At 70.3% G+C, this 14,219-nt stretch carries 15 protein-coding genes; 2 read left to right on the forward strand and 13 right to left on the reverse strand.

Translation table 11 applies throughout. From position 1 onward, the window contains the following. Window positions 1–186 precede the first annotated feature (186 nt). Window positions 187–723, forward strand: a complete 537-nt coding sequence (locus BJ965_RS20695; protein ID WP_184909996.1) for a GNAT family N-acetyltransferase — start codon at window positions 187–189, stop codon at window positions 721–723. A 79-nt stretch (window positions 724–802) separates the two neighbouring features. Here the strand turns inward: BJ965_RS20695 and BJ965_RS20700 are convergent, their stop codons facing one another. Next, the gene (locus BJ965_RS20700; protein ID WP_246545935.1) at window positions 803–2,131 is read right to left on the reverse strand and encodes an MDR family MFS transporter; all 1,329 of its coding nucleotides are present in this window, start codon (window positions 2,129–2,131) and stop codon (window positions 803–805) included. A gap of 194 nt (window positions 2,132–2,325) precedes the next feature. On the opposite strand from BJ965_RS20700, the gene BJ965_RS20705 reads away from it, so the two are divergent. Next, window positions 2,326–3,087 (forward strand): phosphoglyceromutase, encoded by a 762-nt coding sequence (locus BJ965_RS20705; protein ID WP_030849132.1) that lies wholly within the window; start codon window positions 2,326–2,328, stop codon window positions 3,085–3,087. A gap of 78 nt (window positions 3,088–3,165) precedes the next feature. On the opposite strand, the gene BJ965_RS20710 is transcribed toward BJ965_RS20705, so the two are convergent. The 12 genes from BJ965_RS20710 to BJ965_RS20765 all read right to left on the reverse strand — a co-directional run bounded on the left by BJ965_RS20710 (window position 3,166) and on the right by BJ965_RS20765 (window position 13,904). Then, a complete protein-coding gene (locus BJ965_RS20710) occupies window positions 3,166–4,404 on the reverse strand; it encodes a tyrosine-type recombinase/integrase (protein ID WP_184909997.1) in 1,239 nt (412 codons plus the stop codon). Window positions 4,405–4,480: 76 nt separating this feature from the next. Beyond that, the gene (locus BJ965_RS20715) at window positions 4,481–4,726 is read right to left on the reverse strand and encodes a helix-turn-helix domain-containing protein (protein ID WP_184909998.1); all 246 of its coding nucleotides are present in this window, start codon (window positions 4,724–4,726) and stop codon (window positions 4,481–4,483) included. A 453-nt stretch (window positions 4,727–5,179) separates the two neighbouring features. Continuing rightward, window positions 5,180–6,655, reverse strand: a complete 1,476-nt coding sequence (locus tag BJ965_RS20720) for an ATP-binding protein (protein WP_184909999.1) — start codon at window positions 6,653–6,655, stop codon at window positions 5,180–5,182. Between the two features lies 1 nt (window position 6,656). Next, window positions 6,657–7,505: a bifunctional DNA primase/polymerase gene (locus tag BJ965_RS20725; protein ID WP_184910000.1), complete on the reverse strand. Its 849-nt coding sequence runs from the start codon at window positions 7,503–7,505 to the stop codon at window positions 6,657–6,659. After that, window positions 7,502–8,197 carry a class I SAM-dependent methyltransferase gene (locus tag BJ965_RS20730; protein ID WP_184910001.1) on the reverse strand — a complete coding sequence of 232 codons (696 nt, stop codon included), beginning with the start codon at window positions 8,195–8,197 and terminating at the stop codon, window positions 7,502–7,504. Before BJ965_RS20730 ends, BJ965_RS20725 begins: the two co-directional genes overlap by 4 nt. A gap of 88 nt (window positions 8,198–8,285) precedes the next feature. Next, window positions 8,286–8,750 carry a hypothetical protein gene (locus BJ965_RS20735; protein ID WP_184910002.1) on the reverse strand — a complete coding sequence of 155 codons (465 nt, stop codon included), beginning with the start codon at window positions 8,748–8,750 and terminating at the stop codon, window positions 8,286–8,288. 204 nt (window positions 8,751–8,954) lie between these two features. Further along, window positions 8,955–11,072 carry an ATP-binding protein gene (locus BJ965_RS20740; protein WP_184910003.1) on the reverse strand — a complete coding sequence of 706 codons (2,118 nt, stop codon included), beginning with the start codon at window positions 11,070–11,072 and terminating at the stop codon, window positions 8,955–8,957. Window positions 11,073–11,179: 107 nt separating this feature from the next. Then, window positions 11,180–11,740, reverse strand: a complete 561-nt coding sequence (locus BJ965_RS20745; protein ID WP_184910004.1) for a hypothetical protein — start codon at window positions 11,738–11,740, stop codon at window positions 11,180–11,182. A gap of 31 nt (window positions 11,741–11,771) precedes the next feature. Then, window positions 11,772–12,107 carry an RRQRL motif-containing zinc-binding protein gene (locus BJ965_RS20750; RefSeq protein WP_184910005.1) on the reverse strand — a complete coding sequence of 112 codons (336 nt, stop codon included), beginning with the start codon at window positions 12,105–12,107 and terminating at the stop codon, window positions 11,772–11,774. Continuing rightward, window positions 12,107–13,117: a DUF2637 domain-containing protein gene (locus BJ965_RS20755; RefSeq protein WP_184910006.1), complete on the reverse strand. Its 1,011-nt coding sequence runs from the start codon at window positions 13,115–13,117 to the stop codon at window positions 12,107–12,109. Before BJ965_RS20755 ends, BJ965_RS20750 begins: the two co-directional genes overlap by 1 nt. After that, window positions 13,114–13,644, reverse strand: coding sequence for a hypothetical protein (locus BJ965_RS20760; protein ID WP_184910007.1), 531 nt, complete (start codon window positions 13,642–13,644; stop codon window positions 13,114–13,116). Before BJ965_RS20760 ends, BJ965_RS20755 begins: the two co-directional genes overlap by 4 nt. Then, window positions 13,641–13,904: a DUF6284 family protein gene (locus BJ965_RS20765; RefSeq protein WP_184910008.1), complete on the reverse strand. Its 264-nt coding sequence runs from the start codon at window positions 13,902–13,904 to the stop codon at window positions 13,641–13,643. Before BJ965_RS20765 ends, BJ965_RS20760 begins: the two co-directional genes overlap by 4 nt. Window positions 13,905–14,219: the final 315 nt, after the last annotated feature.

Below are 14,219 nucleotides of genomic sequence, written 5' to 3' on the forward strand. Positions count from 1 at the left end.
ACCGGCTTCCGGGGGTTCCAGCTCTGTAGGGAACGGTTTACATCCCCGGCCTGTCCGGGGGCGGCCCGGAGAAGTCGTCCGGGACCCAGCCGACGGTCGAGCTTCGCCGATGGCCAGGAGGAGACCTGCCAGAGCCGGCCGCGCGGCCCGGGGCATGGTTCCGGTATGCCGGATCATCATTCCGGTATGCCTGCGAACCAGCCCCCCACGGCCCCGGCCGTCACGCGGCTCCCCAGCTACACGAAGACCGACCAGGACGAGATCCTCGGCCCCGGCGACGATCCCTTCGGCGTTGCCGGGACCGGTCTGACCTGGCTCCCCAAGGAGGATCACTTCGGCGTCCGGCTCGACGGCCGACTGGTGGCACACGCCGGTCTGCTGCGGCTGCCGGTCGCGATCGGGGACGTGGAGACAGAGGTCATGGGAGTGGGCGGAGTGGCCGTGGCGCCCGACGTACGGGGGAGGGGCCTGGCCCGGCTCGTGCTGGCGGCGGCCCTCGACCACGCTCGTACGCAGGGTCCCGCCCACGCGCTCCTGTTCTGCCGGTCGCCCCTCGTGCCGCTGTATCAACGCCTCGGCTGGCATCCGCTCGACACGGACGTACTCGTCGAGCAACCCGGCTCCGCTCCGGTGACCATGCCGTTGTGCACGATGGTGACGCCCCTGCACGAGACCGCGCCCCGGATCTCCGGGCGAGTGCGGCTGTACTCCCTGCCGATGTGACGGGCCAGGAGACGACGCCGCCCCGGCGGGTCCGTCTCTCGCCACCGGCGTCCGGAGAGGAGCTCCGGGTGCCGTGTGGTCACAGCGTTCCGCTGCTCCGGCTTTCCCCGCTCACCCCGTCCGCCACCCCAAGGACCCCGTCCGCCGTCCTCGTCTCCTCCTGGTCCTGGTCCTTGTCCGTCTCCTTCTTCTCCCCCTCCTCCGACACCCGCCGCATCAACACGGCGTATCCCACCCCGGCCACCGTCCCCACCAGCGCGCACAGCCCCCACAGCCACTCCGCCCCGAACCGGTCGATGACGAACCCGGACAGCAGCGGAGCGACGAGGGCGGCCACGGACCAGGACATCGTGTACATGCCCTGGTAGCGCCCGCGCCCGTGCACCGGGGACAGCCGTACGACCAGACTCGTCTGCGTCGGCGCGTTGACGATCTCGGCCAGCGTCCACACGCACACCGTGAGCGCGATGACCCCAAACGACCCCGCGAAGGCGGTGAGCGCGAAGCCGTACCCGGCGAGGACGGACGAGACGACCAGCAGCCGGCGGGGGTCACGGTGCTGGATGAAGCGGGTGACCGGGATCTGGAGGACGACGATCAGCACGCCGTTGACGGCGATGGCCATGCCGTACTCGGCCGGAGTGAAACCGGCCTCGCCCATCGCCACCGGCAGCCCCACCGCCCCCTGCTGGAAGATCAGCGCGACGAGGAAGGACAGTCCGACGACGCTCATGAACGGACCGTCGCGCAGGACGGTGCGCAGGCTGACGGAGTCGTCCCGGGGAGCCGCCGCCTCCGCCACCGTCGCGGTGGGCTTGGACTCCGGCAGCCGCAGGAAGACGAGGACCGCGCAGAGCATCGTCATCCCCGCCTCGATCAGGAACCCGGCGCGGTAGCTGACCTCGGCGATGAACCCGGCGGCCATGGAGGAGACGGCGAAGCCGAGGTTGATGGCCCAGTAGTTGAGGGAGAAGGCGCGGATACGGTCCTCGGGCCGGACGATGTCGGCCATCATCGCCTGCACGGCGGGCCGCGAGGCGTTGCTCGCCATGCCGACCAGGAAGGCGACACCGGCGATCGCCACCGGGTCGCGCACGAACCCCAGCAGTGCCACGGACGCGGCGGTCGAGGACTGCGCGATCAGCAGGGTCGGCCGCCGGCCCAGCCGGTCGGTCATCACCCCGCCGCCCAGCGAGGAGACCACCCCGCCGAGCCCGTGCAGCGCGGCGACCAGACCGGCGTACGTGGCGGAGTAGCCGCGGTCGAGGGTCAGGTACAGCGCCATGAACGTGGCGACGAAGGCGCCGAGCCGGTTGACCAGCGTGCTGGTCCACAGCCACCAGAACTCGCGGGGGAGACCGGAGACCGTCTCCCGGACGGCGCGTCGGGCACGCAGGGCGTACGGCATGGATCCCCCCGGAGGCAACAAGGCGTCGGCGGCGCCGGCTGAGCAGCGCTCGCGGCGCCTGTAAGCGGCGCCGACCGCATGCGCAAATTACAAGCCGCCGGTCGCCGGGGGCCACTCGATTAACAGATCCGGTCAAACGTCCGCCTGCCGGGCAGCCACGCGAACGGGCGAAAGCGTGGATTACGCTCTGAGGCATGGCCGACGCACCGTACAAGCTGATCCTCCTCCGCCACGGCGAGAGCGAGTGGAACGAGAAGAACCTGTTCACCGGCTGGGTGGACGTCAACCTCACCGCGAAGGGCGAGAAGGAGGCGACGCGCGGCGGCGAGCTGCTCAAGGACGCCGGCCTGCTCCCCGACGTCGTGCACACGTCCCTCCAGAAGCGCGCCATCCGCACGGCGCAGCTGTCCCTGGAATCCGCCGACCGCCTCTGGATCCCGGTCCACCGCAGCTGGCGCCTCAACGAGCGCCACTACGGCGCTCTCCAGGGCAAGGACAAGGCCCAGACGCTCGCCGAGTTCGGCGAGGAGCAGTTCATGCTGTGGCGCCGGTCCTACGACACCCCGCCCCCGGCGCTCGACATCGACGCCGAGTACTCCCAGTTCGCCGACCCGCGCTACGCGACCCTCCCGCCGGAGCTGCGGCCGCGCACGGAGTGCCTGAAGGACGTCGTCGTCCGCATGCTCCCGTACTGGTTCGACGCGATCGTCCCCGACCTGCTGACCGGCCGCACGGTCCTGGTCGCGGCCCACGGCAACTCGCTCCGCGCCCTGGTCAAGCACCTGGACGGCATCTCCGACGCGGACATCGCGGGGCTCAACATCCCCACGGGCATCCCGCTCTCCTACGAACTCGACGCCGACTTCAAGCCGCTCAACCCGGGCGGCACGTACCTGGACCCCGAAGCGGCGGCAGCGGCCATCGAGGCGGTCAAGAACCAGGGCAAGAAGAAGTAGGGTTCGTGATCATGCCCCCGACCTGCGCAGACGGCGCGGGGCGGGGGCATTTTCACGGCCTGGGCCCTCTGTGGGACCTCAGCGCGGCGGGTCCTGCGGCGGGCGGAGTGCTTGACCGAGAGCCTTCCGGGCCCGGTCGCGGCTGCTCGGCATGAGGTGCGCGTACACCTTCAGCGTGAGTCCCGGGTCGGAGTGCCCGAGGTACTCGCTCACGGCCTTGATGCTCTCGCCCGCGTCCAGCAGTACCGACGCGTAGAAGTGCCTCAGGGCGTGCATGCCGTGCTCGCGCGCGGCGGTGTGCTCCCGGCTCTTGGCCTTCGGGATGACGCCCACGGAGGCCAGGGCGGGCTTCCAATGGTCCTCATTCAGCGAGGTGCGCCAGACGTGGCCGCCGTTGGGCCCGGTGAAGATCAGCCGCTTGGTGACGGGCTGGCCGTTCGCCCGCATCCAGGGCAACGTGATCTCGACGGGCGGGAAGCGCTTGATGTGCTCCTTGAGTGCTTCCGCCACGGGATCGGGCAGCGGGACGTCACGGAGCTTGCCGCCCTTCGGGGGCGCGAACACGGCCTTACTCAGGCTGAGCTTGAGCTGCTGCACCACATGCAGGGTGCCGCTGTCGAAGTCCAGCTCATCCAGGGAGAGTCCGAGGATCTCGCCTTGCCGTAGGCCGCAGCCGGCGCCCATGTCCACCATGGGCCGGAAGCGTTCGACCATGGCGGCCCGCATGGCGAAGACGCGTCCCGGCTCCCAGGGGACGACCCGGCGCATGCCCATCTCGGGGAGCGTCACCGTGCGCGAGTTGCACGGGTTTCGGCGAAGGTAGCCGTCCTCTACGGCCGCAGAGAGCACGGCCCGGACGTTGGAGAAGATCACACGGGCGTATGCGCCCGACATGCCGGACGCTTCGAGCTGTGTCACGAACTCGCGGATGTGGCTGGGTTGGAAGGACCCCAGGGGCCGTGACCCGATGCGGGGGAAGGCGTGCAGCTTGAGCTGAGACTGCATCGACGCGCGGGTGTTCGGGTCTCCGCTCTGGCTCGCGAGCCAGCCTTCCGCGAACTCCTGGAACGACGTCCGGGACGCGTTCGGGTCGATGTAGTCGCCCCGGGCGACGTCCGCCGTGACCTTGCTCAGCCACTGCTCGGCGAGTCGCTTCTGTCCGTCGGGGAACGACTTGCCCTTGCGCTTCCCGTCGGGCGCGAAGTAGCGAGCCCGGTAGCGCAGGCCGGTCCCATAGCGCTCGGTCTTGATTCGGACGGTCTTGCCGTTCGTGTCGGTCTGGGTCTTGTACCAGCGGTCTTGGATGCTGCCTGCCATCGGAGGCGGAGTCCCTTCTCAGCATGGATCAGGGGTGGCCGTTCAACGGCCACCCCTGGTGGTGTGCGAGGTTGCGTCAGGCCGCGACGCCGTCGACGTTCTTGAGCTGAGTCACGTAGGCCCCCACTTCGGCGGGGTCATAGCGCACGTGCTTGCCGACGCGGAAGCCGGGGGGACCGGTGCGCTTCCTGCGCCACTGGTAGACGGTTTCGAGGGGGACGCCGAAGATCTCGGCGATGTCGTCGGGCTTGAGGTACCGGTCGGGGAGATCGCTGCGGAGGGTGGCGCGGGGGTCGGGTTGAGCGGAACCAGGTCGGCTCATGGAGTCCTCAGAGGTTGAGTCGCGTTGGCTTTGGGGGTCTCGGACTCAGCGTGTGTCCGAGGTGGGGATTTCTGCGTCACAGCGTCACCTGCGTCACTCAGGCTTCTGACCTGCGGATTTTGGGTGACGCAGAGGGGTGGGGGTGCGTCACGCGTGACGCAGGCTGTCCGTCACGCGTGACGCAGGTGACGCGGCGTGACGCAGTCGGGAGCGTCTGCGTCACGCCCCGTCTGCGCAGGTCACCCGCTGTTTTCGGGGTGCCGTGTGACGCTGTGACGCAGCGTTCCCCTACTTAGGAAAAAGAGCGGGTGTTTGTGGTGGTGCAGTGCCGCTCAGGACGTGAAGAAGGAGCCGCTGCGCGGCGCGTCCAGCGCAGGGCGGCGGCGCCGCCGAACAGCAAGAGGAGCACGCCTGGCCGGTGGTGCTCCTCTTGCTCGTGCGCGGCGGCACAGGTCAGAACGCCTGCTGCTCGTGCGAGGGCGGGGCGGCCGGGGAGCGGGTCATCAGGATGAAGCGGCCCTCGCGGGTGCGGCCGGAGTCGATGAGGACGCCACGTGCGGCGAGGGTCGGCTGTAGGCGCTTGAGCCGGTCGGAGAGCACCTTGCCGGTGGTGGGCCAGCCCTTGGGCAGGGGACGGAAGTCTTCCCCCGTGTAGACGCGGCTGAGGCAGTGCAGCCACTCCGTGGACGTCATCCGCTGCTCCGCGCCCGCTTCGAGACCGGCGGCGTGCTGCAACACGGTCTGCGCCAGCAGGTCACCCTCGATCACGTCGTCGTTCAGGTCGTCCAAACTCGCCCTGTAGGCGGTGAGCGCTCCGAGACCGGTGGCGGCGTCGAGCTGCGCGCACAGGTGCGCGAAGTCGGCCATGCGCAGATCGGTCGGGGTCTCTGCCTCCACCGCACGGACCTTGACCGTCAGGTCCAGGAGCGAGCCGAGGACGACGGGCAGCACCTCCGCGTACTCCGTCCACAGCTCGTCCTCGGTGCGCCGCACCCGGGGCCGCTCCAACCGCAGCGGCAGCAGCCGTTCGGCGAGGTCGGGGCGGATGACTCCGACGTCGATACCGGTCAGGAGCAGGGGGCGGCGGTAGCCGACGCGGAACACGTCCCCGTCGGTGAACAGGGCGCGCTTGACGTTCTCGGCGCCGGTGACGATGCAGCACATCGCGTCGGACAGGTCCGGGCTCATGTGGGAAAGGTTGTCCAGGGCCGTGACCCATCCGGCGGCCACGGCTGCGAGCAGGTTCTCTTCGTCCTTCGGGGCTCGGCGCAGGTCGCCGGTCATGCCCTCGATGATGCGCACGAGCATCCGGCCGCCGGTGGACTTGCCGGCGCCCTGCGGCCCGGTGAGGAACGGGGCGGGGACGGGCACGGATGGACCGAGGCAGCCGACCAGCCACGCGATGGCCAGGCACTCGGTCTCGGCGGTGGCGAAGTTGCACAGCCTGAGCAGCAGATCGATGCCCTTGCCGTCGGTGTTCTTGACCGGCAGGGGGAGTTCGCCGGTGAGCTGCGTGCGGCGCCAGCACACCTCACGCGGGTCGGGGACGGTGATGTCCCAGCCGGTGGGGTGGATGCGGACGGACTGGCCGTCGGCGCGGCCCAGGTCCAGCCACGTCGCCCCGTCGAATCCGGGGGCGACGCGGATGTGTACGGGCTGCACGTCCTCGGTGAGCGCTAGTGCTTCGATCAGGTCCAACGCCTCCTTGAGTGCGGTTCCGTTGAATACGCCGAGCCCGTCCTTGAAAAGGCCGACCATGAGTTCCTGCCGGTGGCTGCCCGTCGTGCCCTGGGAGCGGATGGGGCGGGCCACGGGGTGGCCGTTGCGCTGCGCGTATACGGTTCCGTCGGCGGTGCGGAAGTAGCGGAAGTGCGCCTGCGCGTAGTCGGTGATGATCTCGCGGGCGGGATTCTTCTCGTCGTCGGCCATGTCACAGTCCCAACGTGGTCAGGGCGTTGGTCCACGCGTCGGTGCAGTGCCGGGGGGATTCGCCCTTGGCTTGCGCGGCGGTGAACAGCCGCCCGATGTGGGCGTCGGTGAGGCAGCCGCACCGGCCGTGCGTGGACAGCACGGCGAGGAACGTCCGGTAGACGGTGGCGTGGATCGCGGTGCGGGCGGCGGTGATGCGCTGCTCGGCCATGGCGATGCCGCGTTCCAGGAAGGCGGGCGTGCGGTGCGGGCACTGGCCGCCGCCGGACCGTACGGGCGCGGAGATGGAACAGGGCGCTGGCAGGGACGGGGAGGGCCCCTTCAAGGCCAGCGCGCGGACGAGGTCGGGCAGGTCGGTCATGGTGCCGGTGCCGGGCCCGAGCCATCGTGCGTATGCCATCGTCGACTTGATGTCGACCCCGGGCCGGACCGCGTTGTGCGATGTCATGGCGCCCTGGTAGATCCAGTGCTCACCGCGCGTCGTCTGCACGGCCCGTGTGGCGGGCAGGGTCTCGCGGGCCCATGCGACGGCTGCCGCGTCGTCGAGGTCGACCACGGTCAGCCCGGCGGCGCCGGGGTGGTAGGCGACGCAGACGGCCCGGCGCCATGCGGCCGTCCAGGCCGGTGAGGTGAGGACGTCCGGGTCGGTGGTGGCGGCGGCCCACGCGTGGCAGACGCCGGGGCAGCGGCAGGGGCCCGCGCTTTTCATGTTCGGCCGGCCGCCGCAGGCGTTGTTCGCGCAGGCACGGCAGTTGCCGAATGGCGCCTTTCCCGCGCGCAGGGGCAGCACCGGCACGCCGGTAGCAGCCAACATCAGTGCGGTACGCAGGGGATCGGGCAGCGTGTTCATGCGGCAGCCTCCAGACCGGTTGCGGTCAGCAGGGTGAGTGCGGCGTGCCCGATGTGCTCGGTGTAGACCGGGGGGATGCATTCGCGGATGCCGTCGCGGTTCATCCACGGCACCCCGAGCACGCGACGGGCGAGGTCGACGCCGGAGAAGTTGCCGACGAACTGCCCGTAGTGGCCGGGCGGAACGGGGCGGCCCATCTTGGCTTGCGGTACGAGGTGTGCGGGGTGGCCGGGCTGGGCCAGGGTGAAGCCGCCGCCGGTCTCGAAGTACCGGTGCCGGTAGTTGGCCAGGCCGAACATCTGCCCGCACAGCATCACGGGAGCGTGCAGCTTGGGCACCGCGCCGCGCACGTTCTCCATGACCCACGGCCGGCCGGTCGTCTCCAGCGCCGCGCGGGTCGGGGCGATCAGGTCGGGGTGGGTGTTGCCCTGGATGCGCTGGCACTCGGTGTCGTGCTGGCAGGGCGGTGAGGCGTGGATGAAGTCGAACGCGGCCCCGTGTTCCAGGATGAACGCGATCGCGTCTGCCTGCACGAACCGGAAGGGGTAGCGGGGCTGGGGCGTCTTGTCGACGCCGGTCACGTTGAACCCGGCGTCGTCGTAGCCTTTGCCGGCGCCGCCCTGGCAGCAGTACAGATCCAGTAAGCGCGGCCGACGGCCGTGTACTCGCCGGAAGGTAGCGGGTTGCGTCATGCTGGGTTGTCTCCAGTTCCTTGTTGGGGTGCTGGTTAGGCAAGGGCGGCCCCGCGTTCTTGGCGGAAGGGGGCCGCCCTTGGCGCAGCTAGCTGTGGAAGTGGTTGCGCTTGAACGTGGCCTTACGGATGTTGACCGTGGTCCCGCCGTGGTGGCTGCTCGCGCTGAAGAGCTGCACAGCGATCCATCCGCCGAAGATGACGGCGGCCAGGGTGATGAGTTGGGTGATGAAAGCGGTGAGTGCGGCGATGAACGAGGTGAGCAGGATCAGCCCGCCGCACACGGCGAGGAACCCGACGCCTCCGAGGGCGACGTTCACGGCCGTGCGGGACACGGCCGGCTTGGCCGCGACCGGCTCGGGCTGGACGGGGTTGATGGCGTAGCCGGTGACGACGCGGCCGTCGGGCAGGACGATGCTCGCCACCGCGGGGATGCTGCCCGGCTGCGCCTGCACGACCGGTGCCGGGACGGTGACGGCGGGCGGGAGCGGGGTCGGCTGGTGCACCTCTATGGCCCGTTCGGCGGGCGGCTGGTGGGTGTGGTCGGGGTACATGCGGAATCCCTTCCGGTACGTGGTCGGGGAGGCGGGGACACCCCCTGGCGGGGGCGTTGTGGAGGGGTGTTTCGGGGGTCTGGTCTGCGCGCTTCCCTGCCTCCCTGAGTGATCATTTGCGCACTTCAGGGCGGGGGAGGCGGGTCAGGGAGGCGTGTAGGGAGTTCTCCCTGCCTCCCCGGCCCGTTGGGGGTCGGCTCCCTGTCATTCGCCGACGGAAGCGGAACCCTCGTTGTTGCGGTTGGCGAGGGCGCGGGCGACGCGGTCGCGGCCGACGACCATGCGGCCCTCGGACTTGTAGGGCTCGGCGTCGACGTCCTCCAGCACGCGCTTGAGGTCGCCGGGGGTCCACCGGCCGTAGGTGTCCTCGCTGAGCGCGGAGAGCCGCTTGAGGACGTCGGCGGTCAGGACGCGGGAGGCGTTGCCGAGGACGGAAGCGATGTCGGCGAGGTGGTCGCGTTCCTCGCCCCGTTCGATGACGTGCAGGGTGGTGACCCCGTCGCGCAGGGCCTTGGCCCGCTCGGCGATCTCGGTTGCGTCGTCGGTGCTGATGTAGTGCGTGCGCACCGTGATGGACGCCTGACCGGCCGGGATGTCGATGCCGTCGGAGGCGACGACCAGGGTTCCCTTGTCCAGGCCCTGGCGCAGTAGGTGAGGGGCGGCGCCGCCGTCGACGGCCTTGTCCCCCAGCGCCATGCGGGCCTGTGACTCGGTGCCCAGGGCGAGGGAGGCGCGGGTGTGGGCGCCCTCGCGGACCAGCTTGGGAAGGTTCTGGTCGGTGGGGTCCTGCGTGCCCTGCCACAGCAGCACGTTGACCGCACGGCCCTGGTTGTGGACCTTCCGGCAGGCCATGAAGTACCGGGACTCGTTCCGGGACCCGCCGTAGGGGCGCTTCTGCTCGTCCTTGGCGGGGCACATGAACGCCACCTGCGCCTCGTCCACGAGCAGGATCAGCGGCGGGAAGGCGGTGCCGGGCGGGGCCTGGAGACGGCGGTTCATCTCCTCGACGCCGTCCTCGACCATCTCGGTCGCCTCGATCACGTGCTCATCGGTGGGACCCTGGATCAGCACCGTGGCCAGGCCATCGAACATGGCCCAGTCGCCCACGCCCTTGAGGTCGGCGATGCGGAACTCGGCTGTGCGGTCAAAGGCGAGCCACAGCGCGAGCGCCCGCAGCGCGGCCGTCTTGCCCTGGTTGGACAGGCCCGTGACCAGCAGCATCCGCTGATACAGGCTCAGCAGAGCCGCGTCCCCGCGCAGGTCCTGGCCCCAGGGGGCGCGGCCCTTGGCGTAGTCGGCGGTGAGTGACTCGTCGACGGCCAGCGGGGACGGGCCGATCGGCTCGTCCAGCGCCCCGGAGTCGGCGATCCACAGCCGCACCGTGCGGGCGGCCTGGGGGATGGTGATGAACACCTCGTGCTCGTGCCGGGTCAGGTTCTCGGCAAGCTTCCGGCGCTTGTTCTGCACCTCCACCGTCGACACCCCGGAAGGGAGGGTTACGTCGACTTCCACGCCGCATCCGGCGATGCGGATCGGTCCGAGCATCGAAGCGCCGGCGTCGCCCATCTCTTTGATGGCGTTGCGCAGCGCGGGCACGCCGAGGTCGCGCAGGGCCTTGACCACGATGGACGGCGTGATCGGCTCCCCCTCCCCGTTGCGGACGCTGTCGGGCAATGCCCACTGGGGTGCGGCCTGCTGCTTGCGGCCGACCGACCACAGTGCGAGCAGGGCGAACAGCGGGCCGAGGGTGACGGCGTAGGGCCAGACCACCTGGACGATGGTGATGAGCAGGCCGATGAACTCGATCACCGCAGTCAGCGGCGTGATGACGTCGGCGACGTCCTTGGTGTTGAGGGCCATCACGATGCCGAGGGCGACCAGGGTTCCGATGCTCATCCCGGTGCCGATGGCGGCGCCCTTGGCCACGTCGACGGGCGAGGTGAGCAGGTCCATGCGGCGACGGTGCCGGGCATCCCGGAAGCGCTGCAACCGCTCCTCCCACTCCTCAGCCAGCTCGTGGTTCCCCGCGGCTTCCGCAGCCCGGATCATGCGTTCGTAGCGAGAGCCGGTGCGCCCATCCCAGGTGCGGCGGGCCACGATCCGGCCCCCGTTGAACGTGTACATCCCATGGCGGGCCACCGCACGAAGTGCGGTCGTGGTGCGCTCGTCGGTGGCGACGCGCTTCACGGCCCGCCCGGAGCGCACCCACAGCGGCACCGGGGCCGGGGCGGCCGGGTCGGTCACCACGGTGAGCGTGGTCACCGGCGCGTCCTGAGGAGCAGGTTCGGGGGTCTTGTGGAGGCGTACGACGTTGTCGGACATGCTGAGGGTTCTCCTGACTGCCCCGATCAGGGGCGGGCGTTGAGGGAGAGACCGGGGGTGGCCTGGTCCTGGCAGACGAGAGGCCACCCCCGGGCGCAGTGCGGGGTTCAGGCGGCGGCGCGGGCGCCGGGGACGAGCTTCTCGGCGAGGTACTCGCGGCTGTGCGCCTCGTTCTCGTCCAGCTCCACCAGCTGCTCGTACTCGCGGGCCTGGCGGCGGGACTGTCGCTCGATGCCCAGCCTGGCCCGGGTGTTGCGCACGATCCGTTCCAGCACGCCCTTGCGGCTGAACTGCATGGCGTGCACCAGCTCGTGCACGAGCGTCACTGCGAAGTCCGCCGGGGTCGGGTGCTTGTCGGCGTCGATCAGGATCAGCGTCGAGCCGTCCGGGCGCGGGATCGCCGCTGCCTGCACCTCGCGGGCGGTGCGCTTGGCCTCCCGCGTTGCGCGGTTGAGGGCGCGGCGGTCGACGGCCCCGGCCAGGGCGATATCAGCGGCGACCATCAGTTCGGGCATGGCGCGCTCGGTGGTCAGGACGACTTCCACGTCCGGCATGCGGCCGGACACCGAACGGCTCACGAGCTTGACGGCTTGCTCGGTCAGTTTCTTCGCGGTGCGGAGGGTGGAGCCGTAGCCGGGCAGCTTGTGCGTGCCCACAGTGGTCTTCACGACAGATCTCCGTCTCAGGGGTCGCCGCAGGTCAGGCGGCGGATTCTTCGGGGTAGGCGCAGGTGACGCACATGCCGAGTGAGGTCGGGAGGACGTATCCCGCATCGAGCTGGCAGGACGGGCAGGTGCGGCGGGCGGTGTTGGCCTTAGCCAGGGCCACCCACCTCGCCGGCGTCATGGGACGTACCGGCTTGGCGTCTTCGACGCGGTAGAGGTAGGCGACCAGCGGTTCACGCCGTCTGCGGGGGCGTTCGAGCTGAGCGGCCACGTCCTGTCCGCCGGGCCGCAGCCCCTTCGCACGGAGCTGACGGCGAGTGGCCAGGCCATCCGGCGCGAACTTCCACGGGTAGACGGGTAAGGCGCCCATCACTGACCCGCGATGGCGAGATCAGCACGACCGCCGGCGGCGGGGTCGCGGTGCTCGGCGTAGCGGTGGGAGACCCAGCCGACCGACCAGCCGCACAGTTCCGCCGCCTGCCGCACCGACAGGTTCGCTGCGAAGGCGGCGGCCACGATCCGGCGCGCCTCATCCTCCGGCAGCTTGCTCTCCGCCGGGCCACGCTCCAGTAGCACGGCGCGTTCACGCTCGGCCCGCTCCTCGCGTTCACGGCGTTCACGCTCCGCCTGCTCGACGCGCTCACGCTGCTCGGCTTCGGCCCGTTCCCGGGCCTGCTGTTCAAGCGCGAGCTGCTCTTGTTCACGCTGTTCACGCTCGCGTTCACGGCGTTCACGGGCCTCCCGCTCGGCAGCCTCAGCCCGCTCCCGGGCCTCCCGCTCCTCGCGGCGCTGCCGCTCCTCCCGCTCTGCTGTCTCGCGGGCGATGCGGGCTTCGTGTTCACGCTGTTCACGCGCCAACTGCGCGGCGTGCTCGCGCTCCTCCCGCGCCTCTGCACGGGCCTGCTCGGCGCGCTCATGGGCCACCCGCTCCCGGCGTTCTTGCTCGGCTTGCTCCTTGGCTTCCAGGGCCGTCACGGCGCGGGCGATGGCCCGGCGGTAGGCCAGGCTGGTCTCTGCAGTGACGATCAGCAGAAGCGGCGCCACCGAATGGACAGCCGCCCCGACCAGGTCTTTCTTCAGCGCGGAATCGGCCGTATTGAGTGCGAGGGTCATCAGGCCGGTCATCCAGCGCAGCGTGATGGGCCAGCGTCCGCCGTTCCCGCCCAGGCGGGCCAGCACGTCATCGAGCTTGACCACGATGACCACAGCCGCATCCACCACTAGAGGCAGGATCGGCGCCGTCCAGTCCCACTCCTCGGCCGTGTGCTCGGCCATCAGCGGCGTGACCGTGAGGATGGAATAGAGCATCGCCCCGCACACGATCAGCCACGTACCGCCCGACAGGGCACGTTCTGCTGAACGGGTCTGAACGCTGTTCACGCTGCCTCCCCGATCGGCTTCGGGACGGGCGCGTACGCGCGGCGGAAGCCGTTGGATGCGGCGTTGTAGATGAACGCCTCACATCGCCACTTGCACTCGGCGGCGGGGCGTTCACCGGAGGGCACCCACCCGTCCGGGGAGGCTCCGTGGGTGGCGGTGTCGGCGTAGGCGTCCTCGCGGGAGGCGTAGACGGTGTGCGGCTCGCCGTAGTGCAGCAGCACCGTCAGCGTCCGCCCCTCCATCGAATCGCCCTCCAGCTCGGCCCGCAGCCGGCGGATCTCGATGTCCTTCAGCAAGAGTTCCTGCTGCGCGGCGGACAGCTCCTCCATCGCGCGGGCCAGGAGCTGGCCCACCTCAGAGGTGGTCGCTTCCGCCCGCTCGGCGCGGTCGGTGGCGGTGTACAGCTCACGGACGTGCCGGCCGAACGCCTCGTTAGCCGCCCCGCTGGTCTCCCGGGCCAGCTCACAGGCGTCACGGAAGTCGTGCTCAAGCTGCTCGATGCGGGATTGGGTGACGATGCGGATCATGCGACACCGCCCGTCTGCCCGGCCAGGCCGTTGACGTGGTCGCGGTGCGCGGCGAGCACGCGCCGACGGGCCCGGCGAATGCGCCGCTCGTCCAGCTCGGTCGGGGCGCGGTCGATGGTGACGATCTGCGCGTCCAGGAGGTCGACCTCCGCCAGGATGACGGGGATCTCCAGCTCGATCGCGTCCAGCTCCGCGTCCGTCGGCTCCATGAAGTCGGCGAACGCGGTAACAGCGTCCTGAACAGTGACGATGTGGTCCATTGGGTCGTGTTCTCCCTTGCAGGTGGAACGGCCCGAACAGCGGCCCCGGTGTTCCAGCACCGGGGCCGCGCGCCGTTGAAGTCGGTAGATCCGGCTCCCCTCAGCGCTGCTCGTGCGTGACGAGCAGCGGAGGCAACCGGCCGCAGCAGATGAGCCGCGGAAAGGTCGAATTGCGCTGTACTCGCACGCGGGACAGAACCCGCGCACGCCGCCCTCTTGCTCGCGGAGGTGGGGCGGTCTACCTGAGGCACTCTGTTCACTTCTCAAAGAACGGTCGCTACCGGCGGGCGCGGTAACCCCTGGTCAGAGGGGCTC

This window comes from Streptomyces luteogriseus (genome assembly GCF_014205055.1).
Classification (GTDB): Bacteria; Actinomycetota; Actinomycetes; order Streptomycetales; family Streptomycetaceae; genus Streptomyces; species Streptomyces luteogriseus.